We start from the raw sequence: 19,421 nt of genomic DNA on the forward strand, positions 1-19,421 counted from the left end.
ACCTCTTACATGCGGAACACGCCGAATTTGGTTGGCTGGATTGGTGCATTCATCGCTGCAGCCAGACTTAGGGCCAGGACTTCACGCGATTGCGCTGGATCAATGACACCGTCATCCCATAAACGCGCAGAAGCATAATAAGGATGGCCTTGGCGTTCATATTGGTCACGAATTGGCTGTTTAAACTGGTCTTCTTCTTCAGCTGACCAGGTTCCACCTTTTTGCTCAATCTGATCGCGTTTCAAAGTCGACAATACGCTAGAGGCCTGTTCACCGCCCATCACCGAAATACGTGAGTTTGGCCAGGTCCACATAAAGCGTGGCGAGTAAGCACGGCCACACATGCCATAGTTACCGGCACCAAAAGAACCGCCAATCACCAGAGTCAGTTTAGGCACATTGGCTGTCGCGACGGCCATCACCAGCTTGGCACCATTTTTGGCAATACCTTCATTTTCATACTGACGACCCACCATAAAGCCGGTGATGTTTTGCAGGAAGATCAGTGGAATATTGCGCTGGGTACACAGTTCAATAAAATGCGCGCCTTTTTGTGCAGACTCGGAAAACAGAATGCCGTTATTGGCAATAATCCCGACTGGCATTCCATAGAGCTTGGCAAAGCCAGTCACTAGGGTAGTACCGAAACGTGCCTTGAATTCATCAAAACGTGAGCCATCGACAATACGCGCAATCACTTCACGGATATCAAACGGTTTACGGGCATCGCTTGGCACAATGCCGTACAGCTCTGAACTGTCAAAACGCGGTGCTTCGATTTCATCTGCAGTTTTATTTGGCTTTTTATTCAGGTTCGCCACAATGTTGCGGGCAATGGCAATTGCGTGTTCATCATTTTCTGCCAGATGATCAGCCACGCCAGACAAACGGGTATGCACATCACCACCACCGAGATCCTCACTGGACACCACTTCACCAGTAGCTGCCTTAACCAGAGGAGGGCCGCCGAGGAAAATCGTGCCTTGATTACGCACAATAATGGTTTCATCTGACATCGCTGGCACATAAGCACCACCTGCCGTACAGCTACCCATCACCACTGCAATCTGCGCAATACCTAGACTCGACATACGTGCCTGATTGTAAAAGATACGGCCGAAGTGATCACGATCCGGGAATACTTCATCCTGTAAAGGCAGATAAGCACCGCCAGAATCGACCAGATAAATACATGGCAAATGATTCTGTTCGGCAATTTCCTGGGCACGTAAATGCTTTTTTACCGTAAGTGGATAATAAGTACCGCCTTTGACTGTGGCATCATTGGCCACGATCATGCAGGTCACACCGTTGACTTGGCCAACACCAGCCACAACACCTGCGGCAGGGACATCATCCTGATAAACCTGATAGGCAGCCAGTTGACCGATTTCCAGAAAAGCCGTGCCTGGATCAATTAAATGATTAATCCGTTCACGCGGCAGTAATTTGCCGCGATCCAGATGTTTCTGGCGGGCAGTTTCTCCGCCACCCAAGGCAATTTTTTCTACTTTCTGTTTCAGGTCATCCACCAGTTGCAGCATGGCAGCCTGGTTGGTCTTAAACTCTTCACTACGTATATTGATTTTGCTCTGTAACTGATTCATGACGAACATCCTTGTTTTATTCTAAGTGTTAATGTTTAGGCTGTTTCGTTGAAGAGCTCACGGCCAATGAGCATGCGGCGGATTTCGGAAGTTCCGGCGCCAATTTCATAGAGTTTGGCATCGCGCCATAAACGGCCTGCAGCAAATTCGTTGATATAACCGTTCCCACCTAGGGTCTGAATGGTTTCACCCGCCATCCATGTAGCTTTTTCAGCGGCATATAAAATGGCACTGGCAGCATCTTTACGCAGGCTACGGCTATGATCGGCCTTGTCACATTCAGCACCAACGGCATATACCAGGGCCTTACATGCCAGCCAGGTAGAGTACATGTCAGCAATTTTGCCTTGCATCAACTGGAATTCGCCCAGTGCCTGACCAAATTGTTTACGCTCATGAATATAAGGAATCACGGTATCCATGCAGGCATCCATAATGCCCAGTGGACCAGCACTGAGAACCGCACGTTCATAGTCCAGACCGCTCATCAGCACTTTGGTTCCATTGCCGACACCGCCAAGCACGTTTTCTTTCGGAACTTCAACATTGTCAAAAAACAGGGGATAAGTATTGGAACCACGCATACCCAGTTTGTCTAAATGAATGCCGTGACTAAAACCTGGCATATTTTTCTCAACCAGGAAGGCGGTCATGCCTTTGGCGCCAGCTTGTAAATCGGTTTTGGCATAGACCACAAGTACATCAGCATCGCCGCCGTTGGTGATCCACATCTTGGAACCGTTGAGTAGATAATGATCACCTTTATCTTCAGCTTTCAGTTTCATGCTGACCACATCTGATCCGGCATTCGGCTCAGACATTGCTAATGCACCGACATATTCGCCAGAAATCAGTTTTGGCAGATAACGCTGCTTTTGTTCTTCATTACCATTTCGCTTAATTTGGTTTACACATAGGTTAGAATGGGCGCCATAGGACAAACCAATGGATGCTGAAGCACGGGAAATTTCTTGCATGGCAATAATATGGGCCAGATACCCCAGATTGGTACCGCCATATTCTTCACTGACCGTTAAACCAAGTAGGCCCATATCACCAAATTTTTTCCAGAGGTGAGCCGGGAATTCATTGTCACGGTCAACTTGCTGGGCAATTGGGGCAATTTCCTTGGCGCAAAATGCGGCCACTGAATCACGAAGCGCAATAAGAGTTTCATCCAAACCGAAATCTAAGCTTTGTAAATTCATTCTTCATCCATCCTGAGATTATATTTGTTGTGTCCAAAAGCATTTTTGTTGTGCTTGTTTTTTTAACATACAACGAAAAATTAAAAAAGTGAACCTATATTCACAAAATGATTTACAATTCATTTTATCTGGTTGAGAATAAGATTATGAGTTATAAAAGATCATCACTGATGCAGGAACGAATGGAACAAAATCGTTTGTCGATTTTACAGTCTGCTCGTGAACTGATTACTCAAGGGGGCTTTAAAGAGGCGTCGATTCAGGCGATTGCAGAACGCGCAGGCGTTTCTACAGGGCTGGTATATCGATATTTTGAAAACAAAAGCCAGATTTTGATTGAGGTTTTGTCGGCAGCGATTCAGCATGAAGTTGGAATTCTTGTTTCCATTGCCGGGTCGGATTTGTCGCCAAAACTGAAATTGCAAAAATCTGTTACAACTTTTGTGAAACGTGCCATGAATAGCCCCCAGTTGGCGTATTCACTTATGTTTGAACCGGTTGATCCGGAAATGGAACATGAGCGTTTTCGCAGTAAACAGCTGCTTAAACAAAGCATTAAGGAAATCCTGGCCGAAGGAAAGGTGAATGGAGAGTTCGAGTTTGAAGATTTAAATACGGCAGCTTTGGGGGTGGTTGGTGCCATGACCTTTGTCGTGATTGAACCTTTGAATCCGTCCCGTAATGTGATGTTTGATCAGAACTACAAGGATCACTTTGTCAAACAGATTGCCGATTTTTGTGTTAACGCAGTACATCGACAGGAGGGAAATTCAGCAGCATAGACACACAAAAACAGGCACATAGACAAGGTCGTCGTAGTCATAAAACAATTAGTAAAGTTGAAAATCAGAATTACAAAGAATCAAGGAGATCGATTCAATGACACAAGTACGGTTAAGCTATGCCTATGGAACCAGCAGCCAGCCTTTATTGGGCATGACCATTGGTGAAAAATTTGATCAGGCTTGCGAACAATATGCAGATCGCGATGCAGTTGTCAGTATGCATCAGAACATACGCCTGAGTTATCGGCAGCTACAGGATCAGGTCAATGCCTTTGCCTGTCAGCTGCTGAAATTGGGTATGCAAAAAGGTGACCGTCTGGCGATTTGGTCGCCGAACTGTGTGGAATGGACTATTACCCAGTTCGCAGCTTTCAAGGCAGGCATTATTCTGGTTAACCTGAATCCGGCCTATAAAAGCAATGAGCTGGAATATGTCCTGAATAAAGTGTCCTGTAAGGGACTGGTCATTGCATCGCAGTTTAAAACCACGGACTATCAGGAAATCCTGACCAAAATTGCGCCTGAATTAAAACAGGCTGAAAATAAATTACTGAATGCAGAGCGTCTCCCACATTTAAAGCATGTCATTAAAATTGATGAGCAGCAGCATACTGGCATTCATCGTTTTCAGGATTTAATGCCTACACCAAGTGCTCAAGAGCTGGAACAGCTGCAACAGATCTCCACTGATTTGCAGTTCGATGAAACTATCAATATCCAGTTTACGTCAGGCACCACAGGGAATCCTAAGGGTACGATGCTGACCCATAACAATATTTTAAATAATGGTTACTTTGTCGGTGAGGCGATTCACTTAAGTCCAGAAGACCGTGTCTGTATTTCTGTTCCACTATTCCACTGCTTTGGCATGGTAATGGGCAATCTGGCCTGTATTACCCATGGTTCAGCCATGATTTATCCGTCTGCCGTATTTAATCCGCTGGAAACCTTAAAAGCTATTCAGCAGGAAAAATGTACGGCAGCTTATGGCGTACCGACCATGTTTATTGCTGTGCTGGAACATGAACAGTTTGACGAGTTTGATCTATCCAGCCTGCGTACCGGCATTATGGCGGGTAGTCCGTGTCCACAGGAAATTATGCAGCGTGTAATAGAGCGAATGCATATGTCTGAAATTACCATCTGTTATGGCATGACTGAAACAGCACCGGTAAGTGCCCAAAGTTCAACAGAAGACAGTGTTGAACGTCGTGTGAGTACAGTTGGCCGTGTCCATCCGCATCTGGAAGTTAAAATTGTCGATGAAAATGGCAAGGTGGTGCCGCGCGGTCAATTAGGTGAACTGTGTGTGCGGGGTTATTCCGTGATGCTCGGTTACTGGGAGGACCAGGACAAGACGCAGGAAGTCATTGATGCAGCGCGCTGGATGCATACCGGTGATATTGCTGAAATGGATGATGAAGGCTTTGTCAAAATCAAGGGTCGTATCAAGGATGTGGTGATTCGCGGCGGTGAAAACCTGTTCCCGAAAGAAATTGAAGATTTTCTTTATACCCATCCAGCGGTGTCGGATGTGCAGGTGATTGGCGTGCCAGACCATAAATATGGTGAAGAGCTTTGTGCCTGCATTATCCTGCATGAGAATGATCCATGTACCGAAGAAGCCATCCGCCAGTATTGTGCCGAGCATATTTCTCACAATAAAGTGCCGCGTTATGTGCGTTTCTTCCATGAATTCCCGATGACAGCTTCAGGTAAGGCACAGAAGTTCAAGTTGCGTGAATTTATGCGTGAAGAATTAAATTTAAAAGAGATTGCTTAAATTAATTAAAGCTAAGTTTAAATAGTATTTGATCAGATGACCTGGCGGCATGGATGCCGCCGTTTCATTGTATGGCAAGGATGCCATATCAATGAAACAGAGGGGTTTGGTTACTTTGCCCAGTCAAAGTAACGAAGCACCTGCACAATGGAAGAAGAATCCATCTTGCAAATTGAGGTCATGTATTTAGCAATTTCTTTAAATAGATAAAAATCTATTTCTATATAAATCAGAGTAAACAGATGGCAAAAAACTTTCACAGTGAAGTGGTGGTCGCCAGTTATGATGACCATATCCGTAAACTGATTCCTGGCTATGAACTGGTGCATCAACAGATTGAAGCAATACTCAGTACTGAGCTTCCAGAAAATGCACATATCCTGATTGTGGGTTGCGGAACTGGTTATGAACTATCTTATTTATTGCAGCAGCATCCCAACTGGACATTTACTGCGATTGATCCTTCCGCTGCAATGCTTGAGCAGGCAAGGAAGCAGCTGGCTTCTATTGGCGCTGAACAACGAGTTCAGTTTATACAGTGCACCACTCAAGATCTGGATCAACAAAATTCATTCGATGCTGCACTCGCTATTTTAGTCGTCCATTTTATTCCTGAACCTCAGAAATCTGATTTTTTTCAGGCTATCTATCAGAGCCTTAAAGCTGGCGGGATCGGATTGACCTATGATCTGATGCAACCAGAAGATGAGAATGAATTAAAGGTAATGCAAAAAATGGCACAGCAAACCGGACTTAGTGTGCAGCAAAGCGAAAATATGCTGGCCAGATTGCAGCAGGACTTTTTCCTGATTTCAGTAGAAGATTCAAATGAACTTTTAACAAAAGTCGGATTTAAACAGCGCAAAATTTATAGTCAAATCATGAATTATTATGGTTTTTTACTCAGAAAATAAAGATCATGAAACTTTATATGAATTTTAAAGTTTAAGAGAATAATCAAGGAAGTTTAAGAAGAATGTCAGCATATTATAGTTTGATCCAGCGCGAGCAGCATACAGATGGCAGTAATACTGCCTATTATCGTTCCAATATTCATGCTCAAGGTGCGTGGAATCCTCATGAACAGCATATGGCACCGGCAACCGGTATTCTATGTGTTGAACTGGAACAGTTTCAGCCTAGATCAGAAATGCGCATTGGCCGGGTTGGACTGGATATTTTTGGGCTGATTGCATTTGGTGAATTTTCTATTACTACACGCATGATCCGTCCTGGCAAAACTATTGAACTGATTGAGGCGGAAATGTGTGCCAATGGAAAAACCTGTATCGTTGCTCGTGCCTGGAGGATGCTGACTTCGGATAGCCGGGCCATTGCAGGTATCGAAGATTTTACGATCGAAAGCCCTGATTCTTTACCGGTTTGGGAGGGTATGAGTTGCTGGCCGGGTGGTTATATTCAAAGTATTGAAACCCGTGCACATACCGACCATCGTGCAGGTAAAGGTATTGTCTGGCTTAGAAATTCATTGGATATGGTAGAAGGACAACCGACTACAGATTTTAGTCGTTTACTCGGTATGGTCGATACCGCGAATGGCATTGTGCCACGTCAGGATCCAAATGCGGGCTGGGGATTCCCGAATCTGGATTTGCAGATTCATATGCACCGTCTGCCGCAAGGTGAATGGCTGGGGCTTGAAGTGGTGCAACAGTATGGTGAAGATGGGATTGGTCTCACCAGCGGTGTACTGCATGATATTCACGGGCCTTTCGGTCGCAGTGAACAGATTCTGACCTTACGAAAATTCTAAAACTGATTTAAAAGCAAAAGGATGAATTGATTCATCCTTTTTTTATTGGCATGCTGTGCGCAATGGTTCAGGAATATTGATGAATGCGGATTAGTATTATTGGGGCAGGGCGTGTGGCTTATCATCTTGCCCATGCATTGTCAGCACAACATGAAATTGTACAGATCTACAGCCGGACTCTGGATAAAGCACAGCAACTGGCTGATCAATTTAAAGCGCAAGCCATCGCTCAACCTGAAAATCTGAATCAGGATATAGACTTGATGATCATTGCCGTGAGTGATCAATCAATTGCTGAGGTCATCAGACAAGTCTATTTTTACTTGCAAGATGTGCTGATTGTCCATACTTCAGGCAGTTCTCACCTGAATGTTCTAGCAGATGTACATGCAAAGTCTGGCGTCTTTTATCCATTGCAAACCTTTAGTCTGGAACGTGAAATTGACTGGGAAAATACGCCTTTATTTATTGAAGCGTCTGATCCAGAAGATCAAAAAATTCTAATTTATTTAGCAAATAGCCTAAGTAAACGAGTTTATCAATATAGTTCACAACAACGTTTGAGCTTGCATCTGGCTGCAGTGTTTGCTTGCAATTTTAGCAACTACTGTTATGACATGGCCAAGCAGGTGGTGGATGCACAGCAGGTAGACTTTAGCCTGCTTTATCCATTGATTCTGGAAACAGCCAATAAAGCGACGAAAAATGATCCTCGTCAGGGGCAGACTGGACCTGCGATGCGTGGTGATCAGAATATTCTGAATATGCATCAGCAGATGCTAGAGCAATCTGAACGACAAGACTTGGCAGATGTATATAAATTATTCAGTCAGCAGATTTTAGAACGCCATAAGAGCTAATAAAAAAGCGCTGAATAATCAGCGCTTTTTAGACTTATAGATATTAAGAAATTTTCTTAAAGATAAAGTCATTAATCTTGTGGCCAGCTTCGATCCCGCGACGTTCAAACTTGGTTTGTGGGCGCCATTCAGGGCGAGGGTAGCTGTTGCCTTTACCTGCCAGGTTTTCTAAACGTGGACGTTCTTCCAGAACTTCCAGCATCCACTCAGCATACGGTTCCCAGTCTGTTGCAGCATGGAAAGTACCGCCAAGTTCCAGCTTTTGCTCAACCAATGGCATGCGGTCATGAGATACAAAACGGCGTTTAAAGTGACGTTTTTTCTGCCATGGATCAGGGAAATACAGCTGAACGGTGTTGATGCTATTGTCTGGCATTTCACGAAGTACCTGAATCGCATCAGCATCCAGTACACGTAAGTTCGTCACGCCAGCCATACCTGCTTCATACACGCACTGCGCAATACCCGGTACATGCACTTCGATTCCGACAAAGTTACGCTCTGGATTCGCTTTCGCCATGAGAACCAGAGAGCGGCCCATACCAAAACCGATTTCGACAGTCAGCGGACGTTCAGGGTGTTCAAAATGCTGACGCAAATCACCTACCGGATATTCCAAAATTAAGTGACCATATTGTTCAAGCGCAGTACGTTGAGAGGTATTTAATGGCGCTGAGCGGCGCATAAACGTCACAATTTCACGGTGCTCGCTTAAATTGTCCAGCTCCACGACTTGCTGGTCTAATTGATCGTTCGACATAATTTTGGCAAATCTAAAAATTCAGAATGCGGTATTTTAAGTCCTGAGCGGTGCAAGTCAAACTTTTCTCGGTATTTCTCCATAAAAATCGAGCCAGAGATCTCAGACAAAATAAAAGAGCCAATCGGCTCTTTTATAGATCAAGCTTGATCAGGTACTAAAACGGTCGATCAAAGTGCTACTGGCTTCATTTAAACCAATCACAGTCACGTCTATGCCTTGGGCTTTAAACTTCTGGATGACGTTATTGAGCATATTTACTGAAGTTACATCCCAGATATGTGCATGCGTCAGATCTAGCTCAACATGATCTAGCTTTTCCTTAAAATCAAAAAACTGGTAGAACTTTTCTGTACTACTGAAAAAAATCTGACCAGAAATTATATAGCTACGTGAATTAGGCTTATGCAAATAAGTCGAGACATGTACAGTTCTTTCCAGCTTATTAATAAAGAACAGAGCAGAGAGCAATACACCGACAAATACACCGAGCGCCAGATTATGAGTAGCAAGCACGACAATTATCACTGCAATCATCACGGTATTAAATTCTAGCGGATGCTTGCCAAACTGTTTGATTGCACCCCACTGGAAGGTGGTAAATGATACCATAATCATAATAGCTACCAGTGCTGCCATAGGAATATAAGCCAGCCAGTCTTTCAGGAAGACCACCAGACACAGTAAAAATACGCCAGCAACTAATGTCGATAAACGTGTACGAGCACCTGATGAGACATTGATAATCGACTGGCCAATCATGGCACAACCGGCCATTCCGCCCATAAAACCGCTGACAATATTGGCCATACCCTGACCACGACATTCCTGATGTCGGTCACCTTCAGTTCCAGTCACTTCATCAATCACTGTAGTCGTCATCATACTTTCAAGCAGACCTACAGTGGCTAGAGTAAAGGAATAAGGCAGGATAATCTGCAAAGTTTCCAGATTCAGTGGAATTTCTGGAAGAAGAAAGACTGGCAAGGTATCTGGAAACTCTCCCAGATCGCTCACAGTACGCATATCTGCACCAAGCAATAACGCAAGTGCGCTCAGCACGACGATACAGATCAGAGGCGATGGAATGGCTTTACCGATTTTCGGGATATAAGGAAACAGATAGATAATTGCCAAACCTACTAAAATGAACAGATAAGCCGTACTGTCCATCCGGTGAATTTCCGGGATTTGTGCCACAAAAATCAGGATCGCGAGGGCATTCAAGAAACCATATACCACAGCCTGCGACACAAAACGCATCAGCTTGGCAACTTTAAAAAAGCCCGCAATCACCTGAATGATTCCGGTCAGAATCGTGGCTGCAAGCAGGTATTGCAAGCCATGATCCTTGACCAGCGTAATCATCAATAGTGCCATTGCACCTGTAGCCGCAGAAATCATGGCAGGACGACCACCGAAAAAGGCAATGGACACGGCAATACAGAAAGAGGCATATAAGCCGACTTGCGGATCGACACCGGCAATCGCAGAAAAGGCAATAGATTCAGGAATCAGGGCGAGTCCAACCACCAAACCTGCCAGTACATCAGTCCGGATATTGGAAAACCATTCTTCTTTTTTCAGGTTAATCACGAAATATCATCTAAATTTTGAGAACCTGCGTATCTTAAACAGATACAGATAAAAATCTACACAAGATTGACTTGCAAAAACCTGTAAATTCTTCAATATTGAATATGTAACTGTGCTGAATCACAGTTACGCTTTTTTGCAATTTACAGGTTTGATCACTTGAAAGTTTGTCAGAAGCGATTTAAAACATTGAGAAGTGTATAACAAGGATCAGAAATGAAGCTTTACTATTCGCCAGGCGCGTGCTCTTTGGCAGCTCATATTATTTTAAATGAAATTAATGTCGATTTTGATTTGGAATGTGTTGACTTAAAAACCCATAAAACAGAAAAAGGTGCAGATTATTACGAAATTAACCCAAAAGGTTATGTACCAGCATTAGAAATTAATCCGGGTTTAATTCTTACAGAAAATGTTGCAATTTTACCGTTTCTTGCTCAACACGATCCAAAACAAGATCTGATTCCACCTTCTGGCATGGGACGTGCCAAAGTGCTGGAGTGGTTAGGTTATCTCAATTCAGAACTGCATGATGCTTATGCTGTATTCTTCACTGGAAAATTATCAGATGAAGCCAAAGAAAAAGCATATGCAGAAATTGACCGTTTATTGAGTTATATCGATAAGGCGATTGGTGAATCGGACAATGATTATCTGGTCGATGATAATTTCGGTCCGGCAGATGCTTACCTGTTTGTTCTGACCAACTGGTCGAACCAGATTGAACATGATCTGAGCCCATATAAAAATATTATTCATATCCGTAATAAGGTTGCAGAACGTCAGTCTGTACAGATTGCAATGCGTGATGAAGGTTTGATTCCTTAATACTAAAATTTTGAAAAAGCGCCATAAGGCGCTTTTTTTATTGCTTCCAAAGTGATTATTGATATTTAGTCAATAATGAATTGCAAAATCACTGCTTTTTAGTAATAAGCAGAGTCTATATAGTGCCTGCATAAATTTTTGGTTTCAGGTTCTTTCCATGAAAAATATTTTATTAATTAATGGCGCAAAAGCTTTTGCCCATTCAAATGGTCAGTTAAATGATACTTTGGCCGAACTGGCACAAGAAGTATTGTCTGGACTGGGGCATCAGGTTCAGGTGACTCGTGCTGATAGTGAATATAATGCAAAAGCAGAAGTAGAAAAATACCTTTGGGCAGATACGGTCATTTACCAAATGCCAGGCTGGTGGATGGGTGCGCCGTGGCCAGTGAAAAAGTATATTGATGATGTTTTTACCGAAGGGCATGGCAACCTGTATGCAAATGATGGTCGCTCACGTTCAGATGCTTCAAAAAAATATGGCTCAGGTGGCCTGATTCACGATAAAAACTATATGTTATCTCTTACCTGGAATGCACCGATGGATGCGTTTACGGATACCGAGCAGTTTTTTCATGGCGTGGGTGTAGATGGCGTTTACCTACCTTTTCATAAAGCCAACCAATTCTTGGGGATGCAGGCTTTACCGACATTTATTGTGAATGATGTAATTAAAGCCCCTGAAGTTGAAGCGTATATTACACAGTATCGTGAACATTTAATTCAAATTTTTGCTTAACCAGGAGATATGACCATGCTAACCGTTATTGCTGAAATCATTTGTCATTCGGAACAAGGTATGAAAACAGTGCTGGATTCATTTAACAACATCCGCGCACAGGTATTACAAGAGCCAGGCTGTCATCTTTATGATGTTTATATTGATCATCCAGAGATTGAGAGCCGATTACAGACCAAAGTGCCTTTTTCAATCATGATGTTTGAAAAATGGGAAAGTATTCAGCATCTGGAAACCCACATGCATAGTGTAAATATGCAGCAACATGCTAAAGCCACTCAAGGTGCGGTTGCGAGTGTAAAGATTCGGATTTTAGAAGCACTTTAAGCTGTAATTCTCAGTTTGAAAGAGTTTGTAATATTTAATTTTATTCGAACTCTTGTGGCTGATTAAATTGAACCTGTTCAAGTTTCAGTGCGTAGCGGTGTTTTAAGGTGGACCATTGAACTTTGGCAAGTTGCGTCTGTTCTGAAAATTCATTTTCATCTGTTGTAGTTTTTAGCTTGCCTGTTAAAAAGTTAATGCTTCGTGCTGTACTCTCACCCGAGGCACGGTGAAAATCATCTACATCATAGCCAATCAATTTAAAAGCATTATCTTGGTATCGAAAGGTATAAGTATAATTGGTGACATACCATGAACCACAGCTTAGCCAGTAGTGTAAATGAACCCGAAGTACACCTTTTTGAATGCTTAAGGCTTCGGATTCACCAAGTGGATCAGTGAGGCAAGGCGACTCTAAATCACCTTCGGTTGGCAAAGTAGTATTGCTAGCTGCAAGCTGATAACCATTTGCCTGCTTGAATAAAATCAAAAGTTTTCGTTTGTTGGTATTCAGAACATGATTACCTACACCTGCATTTGCAACAAAGTTTTCGGGATTAGTATCTTCAATAATCAGAGCAATATCCGCTTGACCGTCCTGATTTAAATCGCCTTGCGCTTTTTCTAGAACTTTCCAGTTTTTCGGAATAAAAGATTGATAGCTTGATTTGGAAGAACTATCTGTCTGAGGTTTTGCACATGCATTTTGTGTAAATGCTATACACAGCAGGGTGCTAAATAGGAAAGGCAGTTTGATCTGATAAAGCATCGGTTTAAATTCCTTTTAATTATATTTTTATAAATGTTCGAAGTTAGATAATAAGTTAGTTTATCAAAAGAAGGTGAGAGGACTCTTTTAAAAATCATATGAGACGGGTTTGTGATGAGCTGCAATGTGTCTTTCTCATCAATTAAAAATATTTTGAGTTCTTCATTTGAGAATCTAAGTTACTAGAAAATGATCAAGGAAACTCCCTCTCCTTATAGGAGAGGTTTTTAAGAAATCCCCTCATCCTCTCGTGGAGCATGCTCCCCATCCTGAAGAGAGAAGGAAGGAACTTTAATACTAATGAACGACCATTGTCTGATTTATGAAAGGGATCTCATCTTAATCTTAAAATGTAATCAGAGTCATAAAGATTTAAAAGTCCAGGAGTTTGCTGGAAACTCCTGAACAGATCGACATGATTTAAATAATTTTTTGGGCCTCTAGCCTCGATTATTATTTAAAGAAATAACCGGTTTCAGGTGAGCTGGCATTGGCCATGCGTTTGCATGGCATACGGCCGGCAAGGAATGCTTCACGACCAGCTTCAACCGCTTTACGCATCGCAGAGGCCATTAACACCGGATTTTGTGCTGCTGCAATCGCCGTATTCATTAGTACGCCGTCACAGCCCAGTTCCATGGCAATCGCTGCATCACTGGCTGTACCGACACCCGCATCAACCAGCACAGGCACTTTGGCATTTTCTTTAATAATCGAAATCGTGTGTGGATTCAGAATCCCCAGACCAGAACCGATCAGGCTACCCAAAGGCATGATTGCTACGCAGCCCATACTTTCAAGTTCTTGTGCCACGATCGGATCATCTGAGGTATAGACCATGATTTCAAAACCGTCATCAATCAGGGTACGCGCTGCTTTCAAAGTTTCGGTAATATTTGGATAAAGAGTCTTTTCATCGCCCAGTACTTCCAGTTTTACCAGGTTATGACCATCCAGCAGTTCACGTGCCAGCATACAGGTGCGTATTGCGCTATTGGCATCAAAACAGCCCGCAGTATTTGGTAAAATGGTGTATTTTTCTGGCGGAACCACTGAAAGCAGGTTCGGTTGGTCTGGATGCTGACCAATATTTACCCGGCGAATAGCAACCGTTACAATTTCTGCACCACTGGCCTGAATGGCCTGATCTGTTTCATTTAAATCTTTATATTTGCCTGTGCCTACTAAAAGACGAGACTGGAATTGGCGTGAACCGATCTGTAATAAATCTTGCATAATTGTTCCAAGTGTTATTAGCCGCCACCGACTGCGTGAATAATTTCTATTTTGTCCGCTTCGCAAATGGGCGTTTCACCCAATCTGCTTTTAGAAATAATCATTTCATTGACCTCAACTGCAAAGCGTTTACCCTCAAGCGCCAGACTTTGAACCAGTTCCAGCAGGTTCTTGCATTGAGTTTCTTGTTGTTCGCCATTGATATATACCAGCATCTTGGCAACCCTCCATGATTATTGATTAAAGCATCAGACCTATTTGAGGTATTTTACGGCATTCCAGGCCAGAATTAACCAGCCAGCAATCATTAAGGCACCACCAATTGGCGTAATTGCACCTAAACCGCGCGGCAGACCCAGTGCCATGACATAGAGTGAGCCACAGAACAGGAAAATCCCCGCCTGAATTAGGAGAAAACTCCATTTAATTGGTAATTCAGGAATCACACGGCTGATCACTGCTAGAATAAGTAAGCCAAGAGCATGGTAGAAGAAATAATCTGTGGCCGTTTGCCACCAGGTCAACTGTGCTTCAGTCGCTCGAGTCTTTAAACCATGGGCACCAAATGCGCCGAGCATGACTGCAAGCGCAAGATTAAGTGCTGAAATCGCAATCCACATTTGAATTGATCTTCCCAATAAAGTTTGCGCTTAACCTTAGCATAAAAGCCAAGGCTGAAACACGGCATTAAAAGACAAAAAAAGCCTTCATATATGAAGGCTTTTTCTTAAGATTAGTAGCTTATTAATTCAACACGTCAGTTTGAAGACATTGCCACTTTGATTTTTTCCATTGCATTCTTTTCAAGCTGACGGATACGTTCGGCGGAAACATTATATTCAGCTGCCAGTTCATGCAAGGTTGACTTTTCATCATCCAGCCAGCGACGCTGCAAGATATTGCGAGAACGGTCATCTAGCTGTTCCATCGCTTCATGCAGGGCAGAGGTGCTTTGTTCCTCATAGTCTTCATTTTCAATCAGACGTGCCGGGTCATAACGGTTGTCTTCCAGATATAATGCTGGAGCAACGTGAGTTGAATTTTCGTCATCATCGTCACCTGATGCTTCAAATGCTGCATCATAAGCCGTCAATCGGCCTTCCATTTCCAACACCTGTTCTGGTGTTACATTCAGGTCATTGGCAATCGACTGAGCTTCTTCAAGCGTTAACTTTTTAGAAGACTTTTTCAGACTACGTAAATTGAAGAACAGTTTACGCTGCGCTTTAGTGGTCGCAATTTTGACAATACGCCAGTTACGAATTACATATTCATGAATTTCAGCTTTGATCCAGTGCACCGCAAATGACACCAGACGTACGCCCATACTAGGGTCAAAACGCTTAACGGCTTTCATCAGGCCAAGGTTGCCTTCCTGAATCAGGTCACCTTGAGGCAGGCCATAACCTGCATAACTACGTGCAATATGTACCACGAAACGCAAATGAGACATGACCAGCATTTTTGCTGCGTCCAAGTCCTGGTCGTAGTAATAGCGTTCAGCCAACTCTTTTTCTTGTTCGGCCGTTAAAATAGGAATTTGATTGACAGTGCTAATATAAGCACCAAGATTGACACCTGGCGCCGATAATGACAGGGGCATCAATTGATTGCGGCTGTCACTCATGTGTTCTCCTTGAAGTGCGGGGGATTTAACCCTTAACTAGGTTTTATCTTAATCCAAACTCTCCTCAAATAATGGATATTTGGGTAGAGAAATGTAAACTTTTATACGAGTATGGAGAGCATCCAGTTTAATTGAAAATTTTTAAGATTCAATCAGGTAGTGATACTCGGTCGTAGAAATCTGTTGAGATTCGCATTTTAACTGATGCATTTGGCAATACCGTGTAACATCAGTTTGACTATATGGATCTGATGACTTTAACAAGAATGTTTTGCCCTGATCTGCTTTTAATGCACGCTTTAACATCAGGAGCGGCATCGGACAGGGTTTACCCATGGCATCAATAATATGCGCTTGACCGTGGTTATCACTCATTTCCGTTTTATTCATATCGCAAAAAAGGCTATAAATATTAGCAAATAGGATGCCAAAACCCAACTATTTAGCTAAAAAGTTACATGAAATAATATATATAATTTTTCTGATATATATTGTGAAAAAAATAACTAAATCAAAAGGAACAAAGCTAAAAAATATCTATTAATTGTCATAAACCCATGTTAAGCTCGTTGCGTATTTAGGATTTCAGATAAACAAATTGATTGTTTTTCGCCCTATACACAATGGATGTAACCGGGATTTTGTTAATAGTTTTACAGAATGATTACAAGCTTAAAAATAATATTTTCAAACTTGTTTGCTCTGCTGTTTGCAACACCGGGTGGTCCTTTTTTTAGTATCAATGAGGATTAACTTATGACAGCTGCTCGTGAACAAGGCGTAGTTAAATGGTTCAACGACACTAAAGGCTTCGGCTTTATTCAACGCAACGGCGGTGATGACGTATTCGTTCATTTCCGTGCAATCCAAGGCGAAGGCCACCGTTCACTTCGTGACGGCCAACGTGTTGAATTCAGTGTAGTTAAAGGCCAAAAAGGCTTCCAAGCTGAAGAAGTTCAACCATTAGACTAATCTTCGGATTAAGCTAATAAACGCCCCAATATAAATTGGGGCGTTTTTTGTTTATACTATTCCATCTTAGTGATTATCAAATTAGAGCAGCGCTTTATGTCATCTGGTTTTGAAACCTTAAATTTACATCCCCAACTGAAAAAGGCAATTGATGCTTTAGGCTTTACTTCCATGACGCCGATTCAGCAGAAGGTTTTAAAATTCACCTTGGCAGGACATGATGCTATTGGTCGTGCACAAACGGGTACGGGTAAAACAGCCGCATTCCTGATTAGCGTGATTAATGACTTGCTGAATAATCCGGTAAAAGAACAGCGTTATCGTGGTGAACCGCGTGCACTGATTCTGGCACCAACACGTGAACTTGCCCTGCAAATCGAAAGCGACGCGCATGAGCTGACCAAGTTTACTGACCTGAGTGTCGTAACACTTCTAGGTGGTGTAGATTTTGACAAGCAGAAAGCTCAATTGGATAAAGCGCCAGTGGATATCATGGTTGCTACTCCAGGGCGTCTGATTGATTTTGTCGAGCAAAAAGAAGTCTGGCTAGACCAGATTGAATTCCTGGTGATTGATGAAGCTGACCGTCTACTGGATATGGGTTTTATTCCATCAGTAAAACGTATTGTGCGTTTCTCGCCACGCAAAGAGCAGCGTCAGACGCTGATGTTCTCTGCAACTTTTAGCTATGATGTCTTGAATCTGGCACAGCAATGGTTATTTGAACCGGTCACTGTCGAAATTGAGCCAGAGAAAAAAACCAATGCCGACGTAGAACAGCGTGTGTATATGGTGGCGAAAGCAGACAAATATAAGTTGCTGCAAGACATTCTGCGTGATGAGCCGATTGAAAAGGTCATGATTTTCGCTAACCGTCGTGATCAGGTACGTAAGCTATATGATCATTTAAAACGTGATGGTTATAAGGTGGTAATGCTGTCAGGTGAAATTGCCCAAGACAAACGCTTAAAAATGTTAGACCAGTTCAAAAATGGTAAACATAACATCATGATTGCGACAGACGTTGCCGGTCGTGGTATTCATGTGGATGGCGTATCTCATGTGATTAACTTCACTTTACCTGAACAGTCCGATGATTACGTACACCGTATTGGTCGTACCGGTCGTGCGGGAACGCGTGGTGTAAGTATCAGTTTCCTGGCGGAAGATGATGCGTTCTATTTGCCAGAGATTGAAAAAGCGATTGGACAGAAATTACCGCTGACCCGTTTAGAAGGCTATTGCTAATCTAAACTGCAAAAAAACCGCTCTTCAAGAGCGGTTTTTTATTACTGCACATGTTGAAGCTTATTTTGCTTCACAGCGGAACGTTAAAACAGTCTGATAATCATCATTCTGGTTCAATCCGGTGTTGGTGCCGGCAATATTGCCTAATACAGTCGCAGCAGCCTGAATCATTTGTCCGGTCTGTTCATCGACTACACCTTTTAGTGCACCATCATAAGAAGTTTTTTCATCCAGAATAATCGCAGTTGCTTTGGAGCCACAGGTTTTGCTGGCGGCATTCACTGCATTATTTTTAGAGGTTAACTGGTTTTTACCTAATCCTGTTACTTCAAACTGATTATTTTCCTTTTGAACCGCCACTGAAGTCGGGTTAGATGCACAGGCAGTTAAAAGGAGAGCTGAAGCTGCTAATCCGCTGATCGCAATTGTTTTTTTCATCATAAAATCTCGCTTGAAAACAGAACTGGGAATATTGAAACACAGTAAAAAGCACAGAATTAGGAGCTGTTGTATAAGTTTGGCAATTTTTGATGTTGCTCTATGAGAGAAAAGTGAATGAAAGAGACCTTTTATTGATTCCATAGAAAATATTGTAATCTTCCTTAAATATTTTCAAGGTAGAGGTATTTGCAAGTTTCTAGAGTATTACTAGTGGAATATGCTAATCTTGACCGTAGTTTTTAAGTTATAGATCTATAAAGCAATGACGGAATCTGTGGTCGACATCGTTCATCAAAATATTCACCAACGTCAATCAATAGGACATTTGCTGGCACCTGCGCCGAATGCAGAACAGTTAGAAATGGCATTTAAAGCTGCTTTGACAGCACCGGATCATCACCGGTTAAAACCTACCACTTTTGTGATCATCCCGGATGCGCAACGTGAAGCATTTGGTGAACTGTTATCGCAAGCACTGATAGATCTGGGTCAAACTGAATCAGCTCAGATTGAACGGGTCAAGAATCATCCTTTTCGTGCACCTTTGCTGGTACTGGCATTAACCCGTTTGCAGGATCATCCGAAAGTGCCACATTTTGAGCAGATTTTGAGTTCAGGTGCCGCTATTCAAAACTTCTTGCTGTCTTTGCAGGCTCAAGGTTTTTCAACTATGTGGCGTAGTGGCGCAGTAGTAGAATCAAAATTTTTCAAGCAGTCGCTCGGCATTGGTAAGGATGATCTGGTTTCTGGCATTATCTATATCGGTACGGCGGCAAAAGCGATTGCACCACGTGCTGAAATCCAGACCCAGAATTATGTAAGTTATTGGAATCAAAACTAAGGCATTTCAAGACACAGGATATT

22 protein-coding genes are annotated in these 19,421 nt (G+C 42.7%); 11 read left to right on the forward strand and 11 right to left on the reverse strand.

Translation table 11 applies throughout. The annotated features are described in order from the left end of the window. Positions 1–5 precede the first annotated feature (5 nt). A complete protein-coding gene (locus FTV34_RS11575) occupies positions 6–1,607 on the reverse strand; it encodes a carboxyl transferase domain-containing protein (protein ID WP_004782485.1) in 1,602 nt (533 codons plus the stop codon). A gap of 35 nt (positions 1,608–1,642) precedes the next feature. Next, a complete protein-coding gene (locus tag FTV34_RS11580; protein WP_180070254.1) occupies positions 1,643–2,815 on the reverse strand; it encodes an isovaleryl-CoA dehydrogenase in 1,173 nt (390 codons plus the stop codon). Positions 2,816–2,961: 146 nt separating this feature from the next. On the opposite strand from FTV34_RS11580, the gene FTV34_RS11585 reads away from it, so the two are divergent. The 5 genes from FTV34_RS11585 (at position 2,962) to FTV34_RS11605 (ending at position 8,017) form a co-directional block, all read left to right on the forward strand. Then, complete coding sequence (locus FTV34_RS11585) at positions 2,962–3,597, forward strand: TetR/AcrR family transcriptional regulator (RefSeq protein ID WP_004782481.1); 636 nt, start codon at positions 2,962–2,964, stop codon at positions 3,595–3,597. A 97-nt stretch (positions 3,598–3,694) separates the two neighbouring features. Next, entirely contained in the window at positions 3,695–5,383 is a 1,689-nt protein-coding gene (locus FTV34_RS11590; protein ID WP_004782479.1) for an AMP-binding protein, read from the forward strand. A gap of 242 nt (positions 5,384–5,625) precedes the next feature. Next, the gene (locus FTV34_RS11595; RefSeq protein WP_180070256.1) at positions 5,626–6,297 is read left to right on the forward strand and encodes a class I SAM-dependent methyltransferase; all 672 of its coding nucleotides are present in this window, start codon (positions 5,626–5,628) and stop codon (positions 6,295–6,297) included. A gap of 62 nt (positions 6,298–6,359) precedes the next feature. Next, positions 6,360–7,157, forward strand: a complete 798-nt coding sequence (locus tag FTV34_RS11600; RefSeq protein WP_180070259.1) for a thioesterase family protein — start codon at positions 6,360–6,362, stop codon at positions 7,155–7,157. An 83-nt stretch (positions 7,158–7,240) separates the two neighbouring features. Next, a complete protein-coding gene (locus FTV34_RS11605; RefSeq protein WP_180070261.1) occupies positions 7,241–8,017 on the forward strand; it encodes a Rossmann-like and DUF2520 domain-containing protein in 777 nt (258 codons plus the stop codon). Between the two features lie 43 nt (positions 8,018–8,060). Here the strand turns inward: FTV34_RS11605 and trmB are convergent, their stop codons facing one another. Together trmB and FTV34_RS11615 are read right to left on the reverse strand one after the other, a co-directional pair. Beyond that, on the reverse strand, positions 8,061–8,777 hold the full coding sequence (trmB, locus tag FTV34_RS11610; protein WP_004782474.1) for a tRNA (guanosine(46)-N7)-methyltransferase TrmB: 717 nt from the start codon (positions 8,775–8,777) through the stop codon (positions 8,061–8,063). 150 nt (positions 8,778–8,927) lie between these two features. Beyond that, the gene (locus FTV34_RS11615; RefSeq protein ID WP_180053552.1) at positions 8,928–10,373 is read right to left on the reverse strand and encodes a SulP family inorganic anion transporter; all 1,446 of its coding nucleotides are present in this window, start codon (positions 10,371–10,373) and stop codon (positions 8,928–8,930) included. 216 nt (positions 10,374–10,589) lie between these two features. Here FTV34_RS11615 and FTV34_RS11620 point away from each other — a divergent pair, with 216 nt between their 5' ends. The 3 genes from FTV34_RS11620 to FTV34_RS11630 all read left to right on the forward strand — a co-directional run bounded on the left by FTV34_RS11620 (position 10,590) and on the right by FTV34_RS11630 (position 12,267). Continuing rightward, a complete protein-coding gene (locus tag FTV34_RS11620; protein ID WP_180070263.1) occupies positions 10,590–11,201 on the forward strand; it encodes a glutathione binding-like protein in 612 nt (203 codons plus the stop codon). Between the two features lie 157 nt (positions 11,202–11,358). Next, on the forward strand, positions 11,359–11,940 hold the full coding sequence (locus tag FTV34_RS11625; protein ID WP_180070264.1) for an NAD(P)H-dependent oxidoreductase: 582 nt from the start codon (positions 11,359–11,361) through the stop codon (positions 11,938–11,940). Positions 11,941–11,955: 15 nt separating this feature from the next. Continuing rightward, positions 11,956–12,267 (forward strand): putative quinol monooxygenase, encoded by a 312-nt coding sequence (locus tag FTV34_RS11630; RefSeq protein WP_180070266.1) that lies wholly within the window; start codon positions 11,956–11,958, stop codon positions 12,265–12,267. Positions 12,268–12,307: 40 nt separating this feature from the next. On the opposite strand, the gene FTV34_RS11635 is transcribed toward FTV34_RS11630, so the two are convergent. The 6 genes from FTV34_RS11635 to FTV34_RS11660 all read right to left on the reverse strand — a co-directional run bounded on the left by FTV34_RS11635 (position 12,308) and on the right by FTV34_RS11660 (position 16,271). Continuing rightward, the gene (locus tag FTV34_RS11635; RefSeq protein WP_180070268.1) at positions 12,308–13,033 is read right to left on the reverse strand and encodes a hypothetical protein; all 726 of its coding nucleotides are present in this window, start codon (positions 13,031–13,033) and stop codon (positions 12,308–12,310) included. A gap of 453 nt (positions 13,034–13,486) precedes the next feature. Continuing rightward, positions 13,487–14,269 (reverse strand): thiazole synthase, encoded by a 783-nt coding sequence (locus FTV34_RS11640; protein ID WP_104426272.1) that lies wholly within the window; start codon positions 14,267–14,269, stop codon positions 13,487–13,489. 17 nt (positions 14,270–14,286) lie between these two features. After that, a complete protein-coding gene (gene thiS / locus FTV34_RS11645; protein WP_005235073.1) occupies positions 14,287–14,484 on the reverse strand; it encodes a sulfur carrier protein ThiS in 198 nt (65 codons plus the stop codon). A 39-nt stretch (positions 14,485–14,523) separates the two neighbouring features. Continuing rightward, positions 14,524–14,889 (reverse strand): DUF423 domain-containing protein, encoded by a 366-nt coding sequence (locus FTV34_RS11650; RefSeq protein WP_004782466.1) that lies wholly within the window; start codon positions 14,887–14,889, stop codon positions 14,524–14,526. Positions 14,890–15,026: 137 nt separating this feature from the next. Next, positions 15,027–15,896: an RNA polymerase sigma factor RpoH gene (rpoH, locus tag FTV34_RS11655; RefSeq protein WP_004782464.1), complete on the reverse strand. Its 870-nt coding sequence runs from the start codon at positions 15,894–15,896 to the stop codon at positions 15,027–15,029. Between the two features lie 141 nt (positions 15,897–16,037). Continuing rightward, on the reverse strand, positions 16,038–16,271 hold the full coding sequence (locus FTV34_RS11660; protein WP_180070270.1) for a sulfurtransferase TusA family protein: 234 nt from the start codon (positions 16,269–16,271) through the stop codon (positions 16,038–16,040). 381 nt (positions 16,272–16,652) lie between these two features. Here FTV34_RS11660 and FTV34_RS11665 point away from each other — a divergent pair, with 381 nt between their 5' ends. Next, positions 16,653–16,868, forward strand: a complete 216-nt coding sequence (locus tag FTV34_RS11665; protein ID WP_004782461.1) for a cold-shock protein — start codon at positions 16,653–16,655, stop codon at positions 16,866–16,868. A 96-nt stretch (positions 16,869–16,964) separates the two neighbouring features. Beyond that, positions 16,965–18,116, forward strand: a complete 1,152-nt coding sequence (gene rhlB / locus FTV34_RS11670) for an ATP-dependent RNA helicase RhlB (RefSeq protein ID WP_004782458.1) — start codon at positions 16,965–16,967, stop codon at positions 18,114–18,116. A 60-nt stretch (positions 18,117–18,176) separates the two neighbouring features. Here rhlB and FTV34_RS11675 read toward each other — a convergent pair whose 3' ends face one another. Then, positions 18,177–18,554 carry a hypothetical protein gene (locus tag FTV34_RS11675; protein ID WP_034170065.1) on the reverse strand — a complete coding sequence of 126 codons (378 nt, stop codon included), beginning with the start codon at positions 18,552–18,554 and terminating at the stop codon, positions 18,177–18,179. Positions 18,555–18,819: 265 nt separating this feature from the next. Between FTV34_RS11675 and FTV34_RS11680 the strand changes: the two genes are divergently transcribed. Next, on the forward strand, positions 18,820–19,398 hold the full coding sequence (locus FTV34_RS11680; protein WP_034169994.1) for a nitroreductase family protein: 579 nt from the start codon (positions 18,820–18,822) through the stop codon (positions 19,396–19,398). The last annotated feature ends 23 nt before the right edge of the window (positions 19,399–19,421 follow it).

Origin of the sequence: Acinetobacter sp. YH16038 (assembly GCF_013417275.1) — a bacterium.
Lineage (GTDB): Bacteria > Pseudomonadota > Gammaproteobacteria > Pseudomonadales > Moraxellaceae > Acinetobacter.